This window comes from Streptococcus intestinihominis (assembly GCF_046824975.1).
GTDB lineage: Bacteria > Bacillota > Bacilli > Lactobacillales > Streptococcaceae > Streptococcus.
Window position 1 is genome coordinate 1 of record NZ_JBKQBL010000009.1, and the last position, 14,509, is coordinate 14,509.

General features: G+C 36.2%; 18 protein-coding genes. 14 read left to right on the forward strand and 4 right to left on the reverse strand.

Going from position 1 to position 14,509, the window contains the following annotated elements; all coding sequences use genetic code 11:
• Positions 1–378 precede the first annotated feature (378 nt).
• From ACLOR3_RS10340 to ACLOR3_RS10355, 4 genes are all read left to right on the forward strand, one after another.
• The gene (locus ACLOR3_RS10340) at positions 379–582 is read left to right on the forward strand and encodes a CsbD family protein (RefSeq protein WP_048789255.1); all 204 of its coding nucleotides are present in this window, start codon (positions 379–381) and stop codon (positions 580–582) included.
• Positions 583–798: 216 nt separating this feature from the next.
• Positions 799–1,161, forward strand: a complete 363-nt coding sequence (locus ACLOR3_RS10345; protein ID WP_411400715.1) for a hypothetical protein — start codon at positions 799–801, stop codon at positions 1,159–1,161.
• Positions 1,162–1,446: 285 nt separating this feature from the next.
• The gene (locus ACLOR3_RS10350) at positions 1,447–1,845 is read left to right on the forward strand and encodes a hypothetical protein (RefSeq protein ID WP_412037211.1); all 399 of its coding nucleotides are present in this window, start codon (positions 1,447–1,449) and stop codon (positions 1,843–1,845) included.
• A gap of 148 nt (positions 1,846–1,993) precedes the next feature.
• Positions 1,994–2,191, forward strand: coding sequence for a hypothetical protein (locus tag ACLOR3_RS10355; protein ID WP_048789258.1), 198 nt, complete (start codon positions 1,994–1,996; stop codon positions 2,189–2,191).
• A gap of 42 nt (positions 2,192–2,233) precedes the next feature.
• Here the strand turns inward: ACLOR3_RS10355 and ACLOR3_RS10360 are convergent, their stop codons facing one another.
• The 4 genes from ACLOR3_RS10360 to ACLOR3_RS10375 all read right to left on the reverse strand — a co-directional run bounded on the left by ACLOR3_RS10360 (position 2,234) and on the right by ACLOR3_RS10375 (position 5,102).
• Positions 2,234–2,902, reverse strand: coding sequence for a helix-turn-helix domain-containing protein (locus tag ACLOR3_RS10360; protein WP_411400719.1), 669 nt, complete (start codon positions 2,900–2,902; stop codon positions 2,234–2,236).
• A gap of 10 nt (positions 2,903–2,912) precedes the next feature.
• The gene (locus ACLOR3_RS10365) at positions 2,913–3,773 is read right to left on the reverse strand and encodes an ImmA/IrrE family metallo-endopeptidase (RefSeq protein ID WP_152902315.1); all 861 of its coding nucleotides are present in this window, start codon (positions 3,771–3,773) and stop codon (positions 2,913–2,915) included.
• A gap of 169 nt (positions 3,774–3,942) precedes the next feature.
• On the reverse strand, positions 3,943–4,773 hold the full coding sequence (locus tag ACLOR3_RS10370) for a hypothetical protein (RefSeq protein ID WP_411400721.1): 831 nt from the start codon (positions 4,771–4,773) through the stop codon (positions 3,943–3,945).
• Positions 4,773–5,102: a helix-turn-helix domain-containing protein gene (locus tag ACLOR3_RS10375; RefSeq protein WP_154853976.1), complete on the reverse strand. Its 330-nt coding sequence runs from the start codon at positions 5,100–5,102 to the stop codon at positions 4,773–4,775. The genes ACLOR3_RS10370 and ACLOR3_RS10375 overlap by 1 nt, the downstream gene beginning before the upstream one ends.
• A gap of 877 nt (positions 5,103–5,979) precedes the next feature.
• On the opposite strand from ACLOR3_RS10375, the gene ACLOR3_RS10380 reads away from it, so the two are divergent.
• From ACLOR3_RS10380 to ACLOR3_RS10425, 10 genes are all read left to right on the forward strand, one after another.
• Positions 5,980–6,276 carry a cytoplasmic protein gene (locus tag ACLOR3_RS10380; RefSeq protein ID WP_411400723.1) on the forward strand — a complete coding sequence of 99 codons (297 nt, stop codon included), beginning with the start codon at positions 5,980–5,982 and terminating at the stop codon, positions 6,274–6,276.
• A gap of 27 nt (positions 6,277–6,303) precedes the next feature.
• Positions 6,304–6,774, forward strand: coding sequence for a conjugal transfer protein (locus ACLOR3_RS10385; protein WP_411400725.1), 471 nt, complete (start codon positions 6,304–6,306; stop codon positions 6,772–6,774).
• Between the two features lie 13 nt (positions 6,775–6,787).
• Entirely contained in the window at positions 6,788–8,479 is a 1,692-nt protein-coding gene (locus tag ACLOR3_RS10390) for an FtsK/SpoIIIE domain-containing protein (RefSeq protein ID WP_411400727.1), read from the forward strand.
• A gap of 206 nt (positions 8,480–8,685) precedes the next feature.
• Complete coding sequence (locus ACLOR3_RS10395; RefSeq protein ID WP_411400729.1) at positions 8,686–9,918, forward strand: replication initiation factor domain-containing protein; 1,233 nt, start codon at positions 8,686–8,688, stop codon at positions 9,916–9,918.
• Between the two features lie 15 nt (positions 9,919–9,933).
• Entirely contained in the window at positions 9,934–10,167 is a 234-nt protein-coding gene (locus ACLOR3_RS10400) for a hypothetical protein (RefSeq protein WP_048789266.1), read from the forward strand.
• 1 nt (position 10,168) lies between these two features.
• The gene (locus ACLOR3_RS10405; protein WP_411400731.1) at positions 10,169–10,726 is read left to right on the forward strand and encodes a conjugal transfer protein; all 558 of its coding nucleotides are present in this window, start codon (positions 10,169–10,171) and stop codon (positions 10,724–10,726) included.
• Positions 10,727–10,737: 11 nt separating this feature from the next.
• Positions 10,738–11,733 (forward strand): conjugal transfer protein, encoded by a 996-nt coding sequence (locus ACLOR3_RS10410; protein ID WP_411400733.1) that lies wholly within the window; start codon positions 10,738–10,740, stop codon positions 11,731–11,733.
• Positions 11,734–11,743: 10 nt separating this feature from the next.
• Complete coding sequence (locus ACLOR3_RS10415; protein ID WP_411400735.1) at positions 11,744–11,968, forward strand: TcpD family membrane protein; 225 nt, start codon at positions 11,744–11,746, stop codon at positions 11,966–11,968.
• 2 nt (positions 11,969–11,970) lie between these two features.
• Positions 11,971–12,381: a conjugal transfer protein gene (locus ACLOR3_RS10420; RefSeq protein WP_411400737.1), complete on the forward strand. Its 411-nt coding sequence runs from the start codon at positions 11,971–11,973 to the stop codon at positions 12,379–12,381.
• A gap of 13 nt (positions 12,382–12,394) precedes the next feature.
• A partial coding sequence (locus ACLOR3_RS10425) for an ATP-binding protein (protein WP_412037212.1) occupies positions 12,395–14,509 on the forward strand: 2,115 nt, incomplete at its 3' end.

Consider the following 14,509-nt stretch of genomic DNA (forward strand, 5'->3'; position numbering starts at 1 on the left):
TGAAAAAGTAGTTTCTAAAGTTAAAGAAGTCGCAGAAGACGCAAAAGATGCCGTTGAAGGTGCAATCGAAGGCGTTAAGAATATGATTAAAGGTGATGACAAATAAGTCATAAGTATAATCGACTTTTCGTGTTAGATCAACATATTCTCTACTAATTTTAATTCTTTTCATAATAAGTTTAACAATCAGATTATAAAGGCTAAAAGCCAATATGATCAAATAATCCTAAGTAATGCACTATTTCAATTTAATTGAGTAGTAACACATTTTCTCATTAGATTTAAGCGAAAAGTCGATTTTCTTTTGATATAGAATCAAATATTCTCAAGATTATTTCATAATTAAAATTTAAAGATATTACACATGGAGGTAAGACTATGTCTACAGAAGAAAAAGTAAACCAAGCAAAAGGTGCGATCAAAGAAGGTGTCGGTAAATTGACTGGCGACAAGAAAACAGAAAAAGAAGGAGCTGCTGAAAAAGTAGTTTCTAAAGTTAAAGAAGTGGCAGAAGACGCAAAAGATGCCGTTGAAGGTGCAATCGAAGGCGTTAAAAATATGATTAAAGGTGACGACAAATAATAGTTATCTTTTAATTACAACTAGTTAATCCCTAATAACGCATTCTAAAGTCTATAGTCTTAGCTTCACTATAGAGGCTAGAGTGCGTTTTTAATTCCGTTATCTTAATTTGCTATTGTAATAGACATTGTTTAAAATTGCCGTTATAATAGACATTTTCGTAGTATCCTTGTAATACTATTTTGTTATGATGTAAGCAATTAAGGAGGTGTTACAATGAATAAAATAATGAGTCTACTATTTTTGATGGTTTTGAGTTTGCCTTTAGTTTCATGCTCTAATCAAAGTAACCAGACTTTGGATGGCGAATATTATTGGGTTAATGAATCTCGAAATGAACGAGCATTTACTATTTCAGGAAATAAGGGAACACTTGATAGTAGTGTTGCTGATAACTTTGTAATCGATCCAAAGAATGAAACAATTGAGCTGATGGGTTCTCAAATGTTAAATCGCACAACAAGTTATAGATATAAAGATGGTGTCTTTACTGTAGATATATCCGGTGTGGAACGTGATTATTATAAGAAAGACAGTGAGGCTTATAAGAAGGCATTGAAGGAATTAGATGATGATTGACGACAATGTTTAATTTCCTTTTCTAGTCATAGTTTAACGCTTATTCTGTACAAGGATTAAGCGTTTTAAATTGTGTATCTCCTTGGTCAAGAATTGATTCTCAGTTATCCTAGCGTGTACTAAATCTGACAAAATTGACAAAGCTACATAAATTTGTTATAATAACTTTATATAGGGATTGGAAGTGAGTTATTAAAACTAAGAATATCCTATAAATAACAAGCCAACCTTGTTGCTTGCTGTAAAATAGAAACAAGTTGTATAAATAGAAAGTGAGAATACTATATGAGAATAACAAGTTTTAGAGATATGGACACCACTGAAGATTTTGAATTTGTAGATGAAAAAATGAGTGAGTATTTCCGTTGGGGAATTGCTGATTTCTATTCGCTTCAACAAGCAACTTATTGGATCGGAGATATCTTGAGAAAAGAACCTAGTGCTAATTTTGAAGTAAGAGCACGACTCTCAGAAGGTGATAATGTAGATGAATATGAAAGAATCGTGTTATATGAAGGGGATCAGTGTTTTGATTCTTGGTTTTTAGAAGAGAAAGCAAGCTTCATGGCACCATATTCTATGGTACTATTTCTCAATAAGGATACAAATGTGGCATATGCTATTGAGAAAAATGAATTTGATGAGCCTGGGCATGTGAAGTATTTATGTGAGATAAGAAAATAAAAAAGAGGGTTGAAAAGCTCTCTTTTTTGGTTGCATTAAAATAACTTAATTATTTAGAAAAAATACTTGCAATTCCCAAATAGGTTTAATTCTTAACCGTTTAGGATTTATGAAACAGAATATACTTGTTTTTTGATATTATTTGGTTATGAATAATTTAAAAGAAAAAAATATAAAAAATGCTATTTGGCATATTAAGAGACACTGTGAAGCTATCCAAAATTGTCCTATTGAGCAACTAGGAGACTCTAAACTTTTTATGTTGCAAGGAAGTGTAGATTGCTTGAAACGTATTATTCACGATGAAAAGCCCTATCTAGGAATTGATAGGGAAGAAGTATTTTAGCAGAATATTTTTTATTTAAATGTAAGAGTTTATTGAGCATGATTATAGTGGTAAAAAATTTCCGACAATGATTCCTATGATACGAGGATCTTCATCGTAAGGAAGAAAAATATCTTTATATTTCGGATTGATAGAAACTAAACGTAAGCCTTTTTCTTCACGGAAAACACGTTTAATGTATGTTTTATCGTTACATACTACAGCATATACTGCACCATCATAATCAAATCCAGTCTCACGAATGAGTGCGACAGATCCATTTTGATATTTAGGTTCCATCGAATCACCAGATACCCATGAAGCAAAATCATGAGTTAATTGCTCATCGAAATAAACTTTATCGTAATTTTGATCATTGTAGATTGTCGATCCGATACCTGCAGCCATCTTTTCATAGACATGATACTCATAGAGTTTTTTAATAGCTTGACTTTTTTCTTTGTGAACTAATTTTTGAGCATACTTTAAAACTTGTTTTTGAGCTGGGTTAGAAAGGGAATTATATAGCTGGATGATTTCGGGTTCTGTAAAAAATCCGCTAGAGACCATTAGAATTTCTTCTAATTGCTTCACTCTTTCTTTAGATGGTTTCTTTATTCCTCGTTCCCATGCTGAATAGGATTGGAAAGATATCCCTAATTCATTTGCAATTTCTTGTTGTGTCAGCTTTAATTCTTTCCTACGAGCCTTTAGTTTTTCTGGTTGATACATATAACTTACCTCACATTAATAGTAGTTGTAACTCTGCTTTTTTTCTGGCTTCGCTTTCAGATAACTTGTTTTTATCCCAAACATAAGCTATAGATTTTCCTTTGTTATGAACTAACCATATTTTAAGATATGACGTATTATTTTTCAGCTTACTCCATTGTTTCTGATCTAATAATTCTGGAATATCTTGGCTAGTAACAAAACCTAATTTTCCAATTTTATTCTTTATTTGATTTAGGAGGCATGGTTTATACTGGTTAAATTCTCCGATAATATCATCTTTAATATCGTGTAGTAATAGCAGAAGTGGTGCATTTTGACCTTCCATATAATCTTTAATTACTTGTTTTATATAAGTATCTTTATCTGGAAAAAAGATACGTAATAAGTCTAGGAGACGAAAGTAAAGAGCCTGTTTTGAAACTTCCAAACTATCTTGTACATTTTGAAAAGACTCACAATTATAGTAGAGCTTGGATAGTAAAACGATATCTGGCATCAAAGTTACAGCAGAAAAGATATTGGCTTCTCTCTCTACTAACTTTTCTTGATTGTCGACTGACTTCATAAAATAACTTCCATCATGTTTTAAAATGTAATGTCCCAATTCATGACAGAGTGTAAAGTTCTGTTTTGCTTTCGAGTTTTCTTTTTCATAGGAAAAAGTAGTACCTAATGAATCAACTATAGTTAATCCTTCGATCTTTTTATTTGAGAAGTGATGACTTGCTACTTTTATATGATTCTCTTTAATACAATGAGTGAAAAAAGAGCTAAAATGATAATTTAGTACTGATAGATCTTCATCTTTCATAAACTGGTATAACACTTGTTTTGTGGAGTTGCTAACTTCTTTGTATAATGAATGCAAATGATGACACCTCCTTTGTTATCAATCGAAAATTCAACCGATTTGGCTTAGTTTATTATACAAAATTAAAAGGTAGGATGTCTACAGTGTTTTCCATAAAATATGAAATTTTTTAATATAATGTAAAAAAACCAGGTATGACTACAAAAGCTCTAACCTGGTTTTTTTTTTATTCTAGAGAATCTAAGGATTTTAATTCAGCATTTAGTTTATTCTCTATATTTTTTAATCGAATAGAAATGTCTTTATCAATATTGTTAAGTTGATTCTGGATATTTGCAATTGTTTGTTTTTTTTCTATAATTTGTCTTTTAACTTGTTCGATATTTGTATAATGACTATTTTCAATTTCTAAGCGGATTAGCCATGAAATACCTGCGCAAATTAACAAGAAAAAAAATAAAATGAGTAAAGTAAGGAGATGTATTGATCCCCATAAATCACTCTTAGTTATTGAATGATTAAGGAGAGTGATATTATCAGTTTTAGAAAAAATCCATTCAATTGAAAAGGCTGCTAAATAAGATGAAATATATATACTATTAAAGAATAATTTAACAGTAGCACCATATCTAATAACTTGTTTTTGCTCATTAGAGTTGAATTGTGTTTCTACTAATTTAAATATTGCATCAAATACACAGTTAATACCTACAGTGACAGCGATAGAAAAAAAGAATTGTATGCTAGATGAAACTTCGTCAACTTTAAATTTAACAAAAAAATAGGGTATAAAAATGAAAATCAAGGAAAGTATGCTAATAAAACTACTAAAGGGTTCGTGTATGATTCTATTAAATGTTCTACGCATAATAATGTCTAATATCCATAGCAATAATATTATCAATGAGACGACTATGACTGCATTATATGGCGATACATTTAAAGAACCTATTAAAATCGCTAACAGTAGTAATGCTGTTATTCCCCAAATTGTACCTTTGATAATTTTGCCTTTTAAATCACTTGAACTATTTTTGATCTTTTGGGTAATTTGCATTATTTCTCTCTTTCAAACAATTTTTTTCGTTCTTCCATAAATTCGATTAACTCTTTCTTGAAGATCTTCTTCTCTTTCTCTGTCAAACCCTTTGAATTCATACGAAAGAGTAGTTCCACATTATCTAGCTCCTCATCATTTCCTGAAAGATAGTCCATCGTAACTCCAAAAAAATTCGCAAATTTCTCTAAAGTTTCAGATGATGGTTTCCTTTTTCCAGCTTCCCATCGAGCGTATTGAGGTTGTGATACTCCTACTTTGTCAGCAACTTCTGTTTGTGTCAATTTTGCTTGCAATCGTAATGATTTCAGCCGTTCTCCAAATTCCATTATCTATACCTTCAAAAAAAATATTAATTTTTTCAAAAAACAGTTGACTTTATAACCAGTTGGATATATAATTAGGATATAACCAATGGGATATACTTGATTTAGAAATAAAAACCTTAATTAAAGGTTTCCCATCAACGATCATTGAAAATTGAATAAAAAAGTGCGTCTGACAACCAGAGGACTGATTATCAAATCACACAATTTACTTAACAACTTTATTGTAATATATTTGATAGGTAAAGTCAAGTCCGTTTGTGGTTGAAGTGAAGATATAAAACAAGTATTTGTGGGCTTCCACGCATTTCGGACTTTCGCACTTTTCCGAATAGTAAAGTGAACTGGCTTCGCCAAAGGGCGTAAGAGAATCTTAAGGGTATGATGATGACTCCCCAATGAGATTGGCTGGGAAAGCGATGGTAATTGACGCAAAGCACCTTGCTAAACGTTGCCACCGTGAAGGAGGGATCCTTCAACCAAATAACTTTTCTTTACTGCTGTCTATCATTAATGATAGACCTACTCTCAAGCTACTAAGTTCTTTCCTTTTTTCACTTAGTAGCTTTTTACTTTTACAATAAAGGAGAAAAATATGACAAACTTTTTTCGCATTACAATGTAAGCGACTCTATGAAAACTATCTCTTTACCTATGGGATGTTTGACAGCTCAGAAAGCCTCTTAGCTAAACTATATAGTCAAGCCCTGGTAGATATAGATCATCTAGTCTCTAAGGCAAAAGAAACAGGATTTGCTTATGGAGATATTGATCTCTATAGTCGCATGTATAAACGCAAAATTTTTAACCACTATTACTCAAGAGTTAAGAAACTAGCTTAACTCTTTTTCTTTTACTCAAAATTTGAAAGGAGAATCCTATGATTCCAGAAACACTAAAAATGAAACCAGAATTTATCGGCCCAGCTTATTATGAAAAATTGGGGAAAGCTCCTCAGTCTGTATTTGGTAAAAAAGGAAAATACCAACGTCATATTCTAAACAGTGAAAAACATGGGGCCTTTCATGTTATCACACCAGCTAGCCCAACAGTTTTTCCAGAAGATGCTCTGGTGGAAGTTGTCAATCCAATCTTTCTAGCAGATAGCTCTCTAAACACTCGTAATGTCAATCCTGATCGCAATGTTTTTGCGGAAAAACTGGTACTCAAAAAATAAAGAATTTAATTAAAGGAGAAAATACATATGCCTAAAGTCGGATTAAACTATGGAGAAAAACTACAAATTTCAGATAAAACCTATCACGTTATTACAGAAGGATTAGATATCCCTCAAGTTTTTGGAAAACTAACCTTCCGTGGCATTGAAGGTCCAGAATTTATCTATGATACAGACCGTTCTGAGCGCAATGAAGATGGATCCTATAAAAAGGTCAACACCGGAGAGATTCGTGGCATCGTTGTAGGGATTCATTCATCTGTTCAACGAGAGACATTATTCTTTCAAATCGCAGATATGACTCAATTTGAAATTGAAGAACTAGGATTAAAATATCGTGAAGAAGTAGAATTAGAAGATATTGTTGTCGCCCATGTTCACGTGAACAACCGTGATATCTTTAAACTCTTCGCCTCAAAAATCAAAAAGAAAGGGGGAGCTACTCCAGTCAAGGAAACTAAGGAAGTGAAACAAACAGAAAACAAGAAAGATAATTAGGAGGTGATCACTCATGAAACTCTTTACCTATCGTGGGAAAAGAGTTCACGCTTTTCATCGCAATATCAAGGGAATCACATGGTTTATCTGGTGGTTTCCTTTTTTATTGGTTTTCGCTTATTATGTCTATCTTCATTTTGAACAACTAAAGGTTCACCCTTTGCCTCAGAGTTATTTCATTGGAGCAGGAATCCTACTGTCTGCGTTACTTTCTTTAGGGATTAATTGGCTTTGTTACGAGAAGATTCTCTTCTTTCAAAAGCTCAATAGCCTCCGCATCCTCTCCCGTTTCTTACTAGAGAACAACCTATATCTGGTCAAGAAAGTCAAACGGGATAAAGGCATGGTTGAGAAAATTACTCTTCCAAAAGTTTACCTCAAACAAAATCGTTACGAACTTCAAGTCAGTTTCATTTTAGAAGGAAACAAGTTCCAAGATCGATTTTTAAACCTAGGCTCTACTCTTGAAGTCATGTTTAATGGAGACTTTCGTGACAAGAGTTTTGACAAACGGTTTATAAAATACAAAATCGCCATCAATAGGATTGATAGTCGTATTTCAATTGATCAGGTTGAAGTGAAAGGCTCAAAGATTCGTCTTATGAAAGATGTCTACTGGGACTATGTCAAAGACTCTCACCTACTTGTTGGTGGAGGTACTGGAGGAGGAAAAACCGTCACTCTCATGTCCATTATCTATGCCTTATTAAAAGTTGGCTATATCGATATTTGCGATCCTAAAAACTCAGACTTGGCTTCTTTAAAGAAACTACCTGTCTTTCATGGTCGAGTCTATTCTAGTAAAGAGGATATCATTAATTGCTTTAAAGAGAATGTCGAGTTTATGAAAAAGCGCTACGAAATCTTAACATCTTTTCCAGACTATAGACCAGGTACTTATTACACCCACTACAATCTAAAACCTAAATTTCTTCTAGTAGATGAATGGGCTGCTCTCATGGCCAAGATTGACCGTGACTATAGCCAACAGTCGGAACTCATGGAATATCTAACTCAAATCGTTCTAGAGGGCCGTCAAGCTGGAGTCTACGTAATCTTTGCCATGCAACGGCCTGATGGGGAATATATCAAGACTTCTCTTCGGGACAACTTTATGATGCGTCTTTCCGTCGGTCATTTGGAATCAACAGGCTATGACATGATGTTTGGAGATGCCAATAAAACCAAAGAGTTCAAAAAGTTAGATGAGATTAACGGAGTGAAAGTAGTCGGTCGTGGTTATATTGCTTCAAGCGGGAATCTAGCTGGTGAGTTTTATTCGCCTTATATTCCACTTGACCAGGGTTTTTCATTCTATGATGAATACGCTAAAATCCCGATTATGGAATTTGAAGGAGAAGAGTTTTCAGTCTTTGAAGAATACCTGGAGGAGAAGAAATCGAAAGAGGAAATTAAGGTAGATGAACAATTACAAGAACTAGAAATTCTTCATCGTCCTCTCAAAGAATTTGCGGATGAGCACAATCTAAAGATGCAAACTCTACGAAAAATCATCCCTTATATGGAAGAGCACGGAGTCTCATTTGAACGTACTGATTCCGCTATTCTCATTGAACCTTTCCAAGAAAAGTTACTTCTTGAAACAATCACTCAATTTGAGGAAGATGGACGCAAGTCTTATCCAAAAGCTATTGAAGCGATTGTCAGTCATCATGGGCTAGGACAAGGGCAAGGGCAAGCCTGACCGTAGGTCAGGCGAAGACCGAAGCCCGCCGTTCCTGGCTCGTGATGACAAGGAACCCCCGTTTTCTAATAGGGGGGTTACAATTGGCAAAAACGCCATACCAACCCCTCCTCATTCCTTGTGGGAGTTGGGTTTTCAAATTTTAAAAAGTGTGTCACTTTCGTCAAAAAAGTGTGTCACTTAGTTAGAAGGAGGTGTTGCGATGAATGGACAAAATTAGTCCTTTTCATATCAAGAAATTCCGAAAACATACAGGACTTAGCCAAAAAGATTTTGCACAAGCTGTAGATCTTCCACCTAGAACCTATCGCTCTTATGAAGCTGGCGAAAGAGGACTAACGATTGACAAGTTTCGAGAACTAAAAGAAAAACTGGGTTACCACAAAGACTGTGAACGAGATAGCCTTAGAGCTCAGATTGACTACCTCCGCTTGTCTTTCCCAAGACTCAAAGATTTAGATGGCTTTTGTGAGAACTTCCTTCACTGCCCCTTGAGTGAGTTTACCGAACAAGAAACACGTCTCATGAACTATACTCATCTCTGGCAAAGAGGAAATATCTGGATCTTTGATTTTTTCGATAAGGCGATTACGAATGACTACCAAGTCTGCCTTCAACTATCTGGTCAAGGATGCCGTGAGTTGGAAGTTATCTTAGAACACAAGGGAATCACCTGGCAAGTCTTTCTCCAACATATCCTCTACTCCTATCAGGATGTACGAGTTAAACGGCTAGATATAGCCCTTGATGAACTCTATAAAGGTTATGGGAATGAAGACCAACAAATTCTAATACCGGATTTGATAAAGAAACTCCATTCCAAAGAGATTGTCCTTGATACTCTCAAAAAGTGGAATATTACTGGTGGTGGATCCTTCACCGATAACGAAGACATGGAAGCTAATCACGGCTTGTCCATTTACTTTGGAAGTCGTCAAAGTCAGCTCTACTTCAACTTTTATGAAAAGCGCTATGAAATAGCACGAATGGAAAACATCTCCTTGGACGAATCCTTGGAGATTTTTGGTATCTGGAATCGCTACGAACTCCGCTTTTCAGATCAGAAGGCTCAAGGAGTTGTAGAAGAATATATCGCTGGTGTCGATCTTGGCGAAATCGCTAGAGGCATCATAAATAAAGAGATTCAAGTCTATGATGGAATCAGTCAATTTGGAGCCTACAAACCCGATGAAAAATGGCAACGACTCTTTGGAGGAGTCGAACCCTTAAAACTCTCAACCAACCCTCAACCTTATAGCATTGAGCGAACCATTCGCTGGCTAACCTACCAAGTCGCAAACTCCCTAGCCCTCGTTTCTGAAGCAGATAAGATTCTACAGACGGAATACATGAAGATGATCAAAAATAGCGGAGAGATTACCGATCGTGGAAAAGCTATGTTAAAGCTCCTCAAAGCTAGTAAACACTATGAACACTAGAAAGGAAAACAACCTATGGAATACAAAGTAGAAATCAATTCATTAGAAAACTTTAAAGCCTGGTCAGGTGGATTAGAAACTCTAAACACTGTCCGTGAACGTGGTGGAGTTGATACTTTAACGGTTATCTGTGAAGATATCTTCTCTGGTGATATACCGACAGAAACTACGATTAATGACTGGCTCTGGTTTGATTCTGATTTTATCTACCAAGCTCTGGGCTATGATGATCTCCTAGAGGCTTCTTAAGATGCTTAAGAAGATCTATCAGACGGACTTCTTCCTTTTGCCCGAACAAGAATTCTGGCATATGTACATTCTCTTACGAAAAGGCAAGGATTTCTACTATGAATGTGCTGGAAGATCTACTGAAAAGCTACCGGATGCGAAAGGTTTTTATGACTATGAACATGCCTGTTTTACGCTAGACGGGGAAATCCTTAGTCTAAATAAAAGAATGCGTCCCTCACTCATCGCTTTTATCCAACAAACTATTAAAAGCAATCAAGAAACATTTAGAAAGGAAATTGAAATGGCAACGAAAACAACATTTGAAAAGAAAGTCTCTCAAATCACCAATGAACTGGGAGAATTGCTTAAAAAGAAAGATCACAGAGAGGCTTGGACCAAGGCTGGCGAATTAAATAGCCTACTCAAAAAGGAAGAAGTTAAAGATCTTCGTCCAGAACTAATCGAGCAGCTCCAAACTGAGTTACGTGGCTACTACTACATTAACGGAGAAATTGAAAAAGCTAATAAGCGCCTCTATGCCAAGGGAACCAAACTAATTGAACTGGCTGGACTCTAAAAGGAGGTCTTATGGATAAAGCTAAACACTACTTACTAAAAGCAAGAGACTACCTCTCGAGATTCAAAAAGATGGAAAAGAAAGGAGGCCCACCTAAACTGAAAATCACCAACAAGAAAACAATCAATCTAGTGGTTATTGGAGGAATTTCTTTCCTCCTTTTTGTTGGTATCTTGGGATCCTTTCGTGCTATCACACTTTCAAATAAAGTAGGAACACTACAAGCTCAAGTCGAGGCTACTAAAAAAACAAAGGCACTGCCTGTGGAGTCGAGTAGAAAATACGACTACCAACTTCAATATTACCTGAATGATTATGTCTATGCTTACTTCACTCTCCCTCAAGAAGTTGAAAAACAAGAAGATCAAATAAAATATCTCGATAGTTTCTATAACTTTGTTCCGGATGTAAAATCCCAAGGCCAAGTCAGAAACCCTAGTGAGTTACTATCCGCTCAACTAATCACTGTAGAAAACAATGTGGCAACTTACCGGATCAAGTACAAGGAAACCATCCGTCGGGATAACAACACAGAAGAAAAAGAGATTGTTACGGGGTTCAATATTCCATTTGATGAAAAAGATGGGAAATATTATATTTCTGGCCTTCCTTGGTTCACTACCCTAGAAAGCTCACAAGCTGGATCCTTCAAGGAAGAAGACAAACTCACTCTTACCACTACAGATCGTCTTTCTGATTCAGTACACAAGAAAGTAGATAAGTTTCTGACTGTCTTTTTCACAAACTACACCACCAATCAAGATAATCTCAACTTGATCTCAAAAGATATAGATGTTGTCGCAAATACAACCTTTAAAAGTATCGACTACACCTATCTCAAAAAGAATAAAAAGGGGCTTACAGCCTATGTTCAAGCAACCTTTGAAGTGGGAGGAACTACTCACTCTGAAAACTTTACCTTTACCCTTATCGAAAAAGAAAAAACCTACTATGTCTCTAAACTAGAGCACACAATCCCCTTAAACTACGCAAATAATCAAGAATAGGAGAATTTATATGAATACAGACAACCTACGAAGTTTCCTTCAAGGAGACGGAATTTGGATCCTAACAGCTATTGCGGTCCTTTTAGCCATCAAGGCTTGGCGCAACAGCTCCTGGCTCCAACTCTTTTCGGTCGTTGGCTTTTATGCCGTGATTGTCTCCATCTCTAAAGGACAGGATATCCTCAAAGCATTTGGATGGTTCCTACGCCTCTTTGGAATTGAAACAGGACTTTAATCATGAAAGAAGAAAAACTCTATGATTACAGTAAGGGGCTAAATGCTCCTTATTGGATCCAAGAAATTAAGACGAAAAAGGGCACACGGATTTGGTACTTCGCGACACCCATGCAGTTGTCCTTTTTTATTGTCTTCATCCTCGTCTTTGTGGGGATGTTATTGTTTGGAGGAGTCATTCTTGTTCCATTAGCTAAAATGACTCACTCCATTTCTCTCTTGCTCTATTGGTACCTACCCTATAAGTTAGCTAAGTTCTACACTGAGTATGAACCTCATGGAAAGAAGATGCATCTCTTTCTCTCTGACTACGTGATGTATCTCTGGGACTTCAAACTCAATCAAAAAGCTATCTACCAGGAGGACCGAATAGAATCAATTAATGAAATTGTCTTTGAAAAAACAAACCTATAGAAAAGGAGGTTCTATGAGTATTACCTTAACCTACCCGATTCGAGAAACACATGACAACCTAGCCCTGAAAAAGGATCATTCCGTTGTCGCTTTCTATCGAATCCCCAATACTCCCATCACCATTACGGATGATGAGAAAAAATGGAAACACAAAATTACTGTTGCGCAAATGATGAAAAAGCTCCAAAAGAACCAGCACTTTGAAATCTCTCTCATTCCAAAAGACTATCTCCTAGAAGAAAAAATGCGGGACTTTTCCGATGCTCTAGCAGATGACAGCCGTGAACTGGGAGAAGAATTGCTTCTTTACAGTGTTGAGCGTCTGACAGACGAGATGGAGATCCCTTATCAGTTTGACTGGGTGATTGGAATTACCCTTCGAAAACAGAATCACGGGGCTACCATTAAAGACTTGGCCTATGAAAGTTTTACAGACTTTTCAGAAAAAATCGCAAAAGGATTTGGCTATGAGTTAGAACTGAGTCCAACTTGGTATCAAGAATATCAAAGTGATGAGCTTACTATCTTTCAAGCTCTTTCTGTCCTTCGAGCACAGCGCCTCACCAATGAAGAACTCTTCTACTACCAGCGGATGCAATACCTCCGCTATATCCCTCATTACAAGAAAGAAGTGATCGCCAATCGTGCTTCATTCAATATTACAGATACCTTGATTAAAGTCCTAAAAGGAGGCTTCCTTAAGCTCGAAAGCCCTTATGGATCCTCCTTTGTGACCATTCTTCCAGTTGGAAAGTTTCCTGTTCAATTCAATGGTTTTCACTTGGGAGAATTCATCCAGCGCTTGAATTTTCCAGTTGAGTTACGAATCAAATCTGAATTCATTGATACTAGTAAAATCAAAGGAAAGATGGGACGTTCCAACACTCGTTATCGAAACATTATGGAAGAAGCTGAGAATACCGACACCGTCCAACAAGATGAGATCATTATGGGATCAATCTCTCTAAAAGATCTGATGCGTAAAGTCGGAAACAAAGAAGATATTATTGAATATGGAGCCTACTTGATTGTCTCAGCTTCAAGTGTTCACCAGCTCCGCCAAAGACGACAAGTGGTCCTTAACTATTTTGATGATATGGGAGTTGAGATTAGTGAAGCCTCACAAGACGGCCCCTATCTCTTTCAAGCTCTCCTATACGGGGAACCTCTTCAAAAGAAAACTCGTACCTGGACTCACATGGTAACACCTCGAGGCTTTGCGGAACTCATGCCCTTTACCAATACCACTTCTGGAAATAGAATTGGTTGGTATATCGGCCGGGTTGATAACTGGACAGGACGCTGGGACTCCATCTCAAAAGCCATTGAATCATCAAAAAACATTGTCCTCTACAATGCGACAGTCGGAAATAAAGAAGATATCGCAGGAAAAATCACCAAGAACCCTCATATCATTATCACTGGGGCAACAGGTCAAGGAAAGTCCTTTCTCGCTCAGATTATCTTTCTAAGTGTCGCTTTACAGAATGTCAAAACCCTCTACATTGACCCGAAACGTGAACTCAGAAATCACTACCAACAAGTGATTAGTTCTCCAGAATTTGCAAGACTTTACCCTGAACGCAAGAAACAGATTGAGAACTTTAATTTTGTGACGCTGGATAGTTCACTACCTTCAAACCACGGAGTCTTAGATCCTATTGTAGTTCTCGATAAGGAACAAGCTGTAGAGGTCGCAAAGAATATGCTCGAGTTTCTTCTTCAAGCTGTAGATGATGTATCGATGGACCAAAAGACAGCTATTACAGAAGCCATCAATACCATTGTCGAACGTCGAGTAGCTGGTGAGTTGGTCGGCTTTAAACATGTTCTAAAAGTTTTAAGAGAAGCTGCTTCATCAGACATAGCCTCAGTCGGACGTTACTTAACATCCATTGTTAATAATTCAATTTTAGAATTAGCTTTTTCAGACGGAACTACAAAAGGTCTCAATTATGAGTCTCGTGTGACTGTTTTAGAGGTTAATAATCTAAAACTTCCAAAGGATGATTCTACGAAGATTTCAGACCATGAACGAAATTCTATCGCTCTCATGTTTGCCTTGGGAGCCTTTTGTACTCACTTTGGAGAACGAAATGAACATGAAGATACCATTGAGTTCTTTGAC

Coding starts and splice junctions, on each gene's coding strand:
- ACLOR3_RS10340 (WP_048789255.1), top strand. CDS start 379: ATGTCTACAGAAGAAAAAGTAAACCAAGCAAAAGGTGCGATCAAAGAA.
- ACLOR3_RS10345 (WP_411400715.1), top strand. CDS start 799: ATGAATAAAATAATGAGTCTACTATTTTTGATGGTTTTGAGTTTGCCT.
- ACLOR3_RS10350 (WP_412037211.1), top strand. CDS start 1,447: ATGAGAATAACAAGTTTTAGAGATATGGACACCACTGAAGATTTTGAA.
- ACLOR3_RS10355 (WP_048789258.1), top strand. CDS start 1,994: ATGAATAATTTAAAAGAAAAAAATATAAAAAATGCTATTTGGCATATT.
- ACLOR3_RS10360 (WP_411400719.1), bottom strand. CDS start 2,902: ATGTATCAACCAGAAAAACTAAAGGCTCGTAGGAAAGAATTAAAGCTG.
- ACLOR3_RS10370 (WP_411400721.1), bottom strand. CDS start 4,773: ATGCAAATTACCCAAAAGATCAAAAATAGTTCAAGTGATTTAAAAGGC.
- ACLOR3_RS10375 (WP_154853976.1), bottom strand. CDS start 5,102: ATGGAATTTGGAGAACGGCTGAAATCATTACGATTGCAAGCAAAATTG.
- ACLOR3_RS10380 (WP_411400723.1), top strand. CDS start 5,980: ATGATTCCAGAAACACTAAAAATGAAACCAGAATTTATCGGCCCAGCT.
- ACLOR3_RS10385 (WP_411400725.1), top strand. CDS start 6,304: ATGCCTAAAGTCGGATTAAACTATGGAGAAAAACTACAAATTTCAGAT.
- ACLOR3_RS10390 (WP_411400727.1), top strand. CDS start 6,788: ATGAAACTCTTTACCTATCGTGGGAAAAGAGTTCACGCTTTTCATCGC.
- ACLOR3_RS10395 (WP_411400729.1), top strand. CDS start 8,686: ATGGACAAAATTAGTCCTTTTCATATCAAGAAATTCCGAAAACATACA.
- ACLOR3_RS10400 (WP_048789266.1), top strand. CDS start 9,934: ATGGAATACAAAGTAGAAATCAATTCATTAGAAAACTTTAAAGCCTGG.
- ACLOR3_RS10405 (WP_411400731.1), top strand. CDS start 10,169: ATGCTTAAGAAGATCTATCAGACGGACTTCTTCCTTTTGCCCGAACAA.
- ACLOR3_RS10410 (WP_411400733.1), top strand. CDS start 10,738: ATGGATAAAGCTAAACACTACTTACTAAAAGCAAGAGACTACCTCTCG.
- ACLOR3_RS10415 (WP_411400735.1), top strand. CDS start 11,744: ATGAATACAGACAACCTACGAAGTTTCCTTCAAGGAGACGGAATTTGG.
- ACLOR3_RS10420 (WP_411400737.1), top strand. CDS start 11,971: ATGAAAGAAGAAAAACTCTATGATTACAGTAAGGGGCTAAATGCTCCT.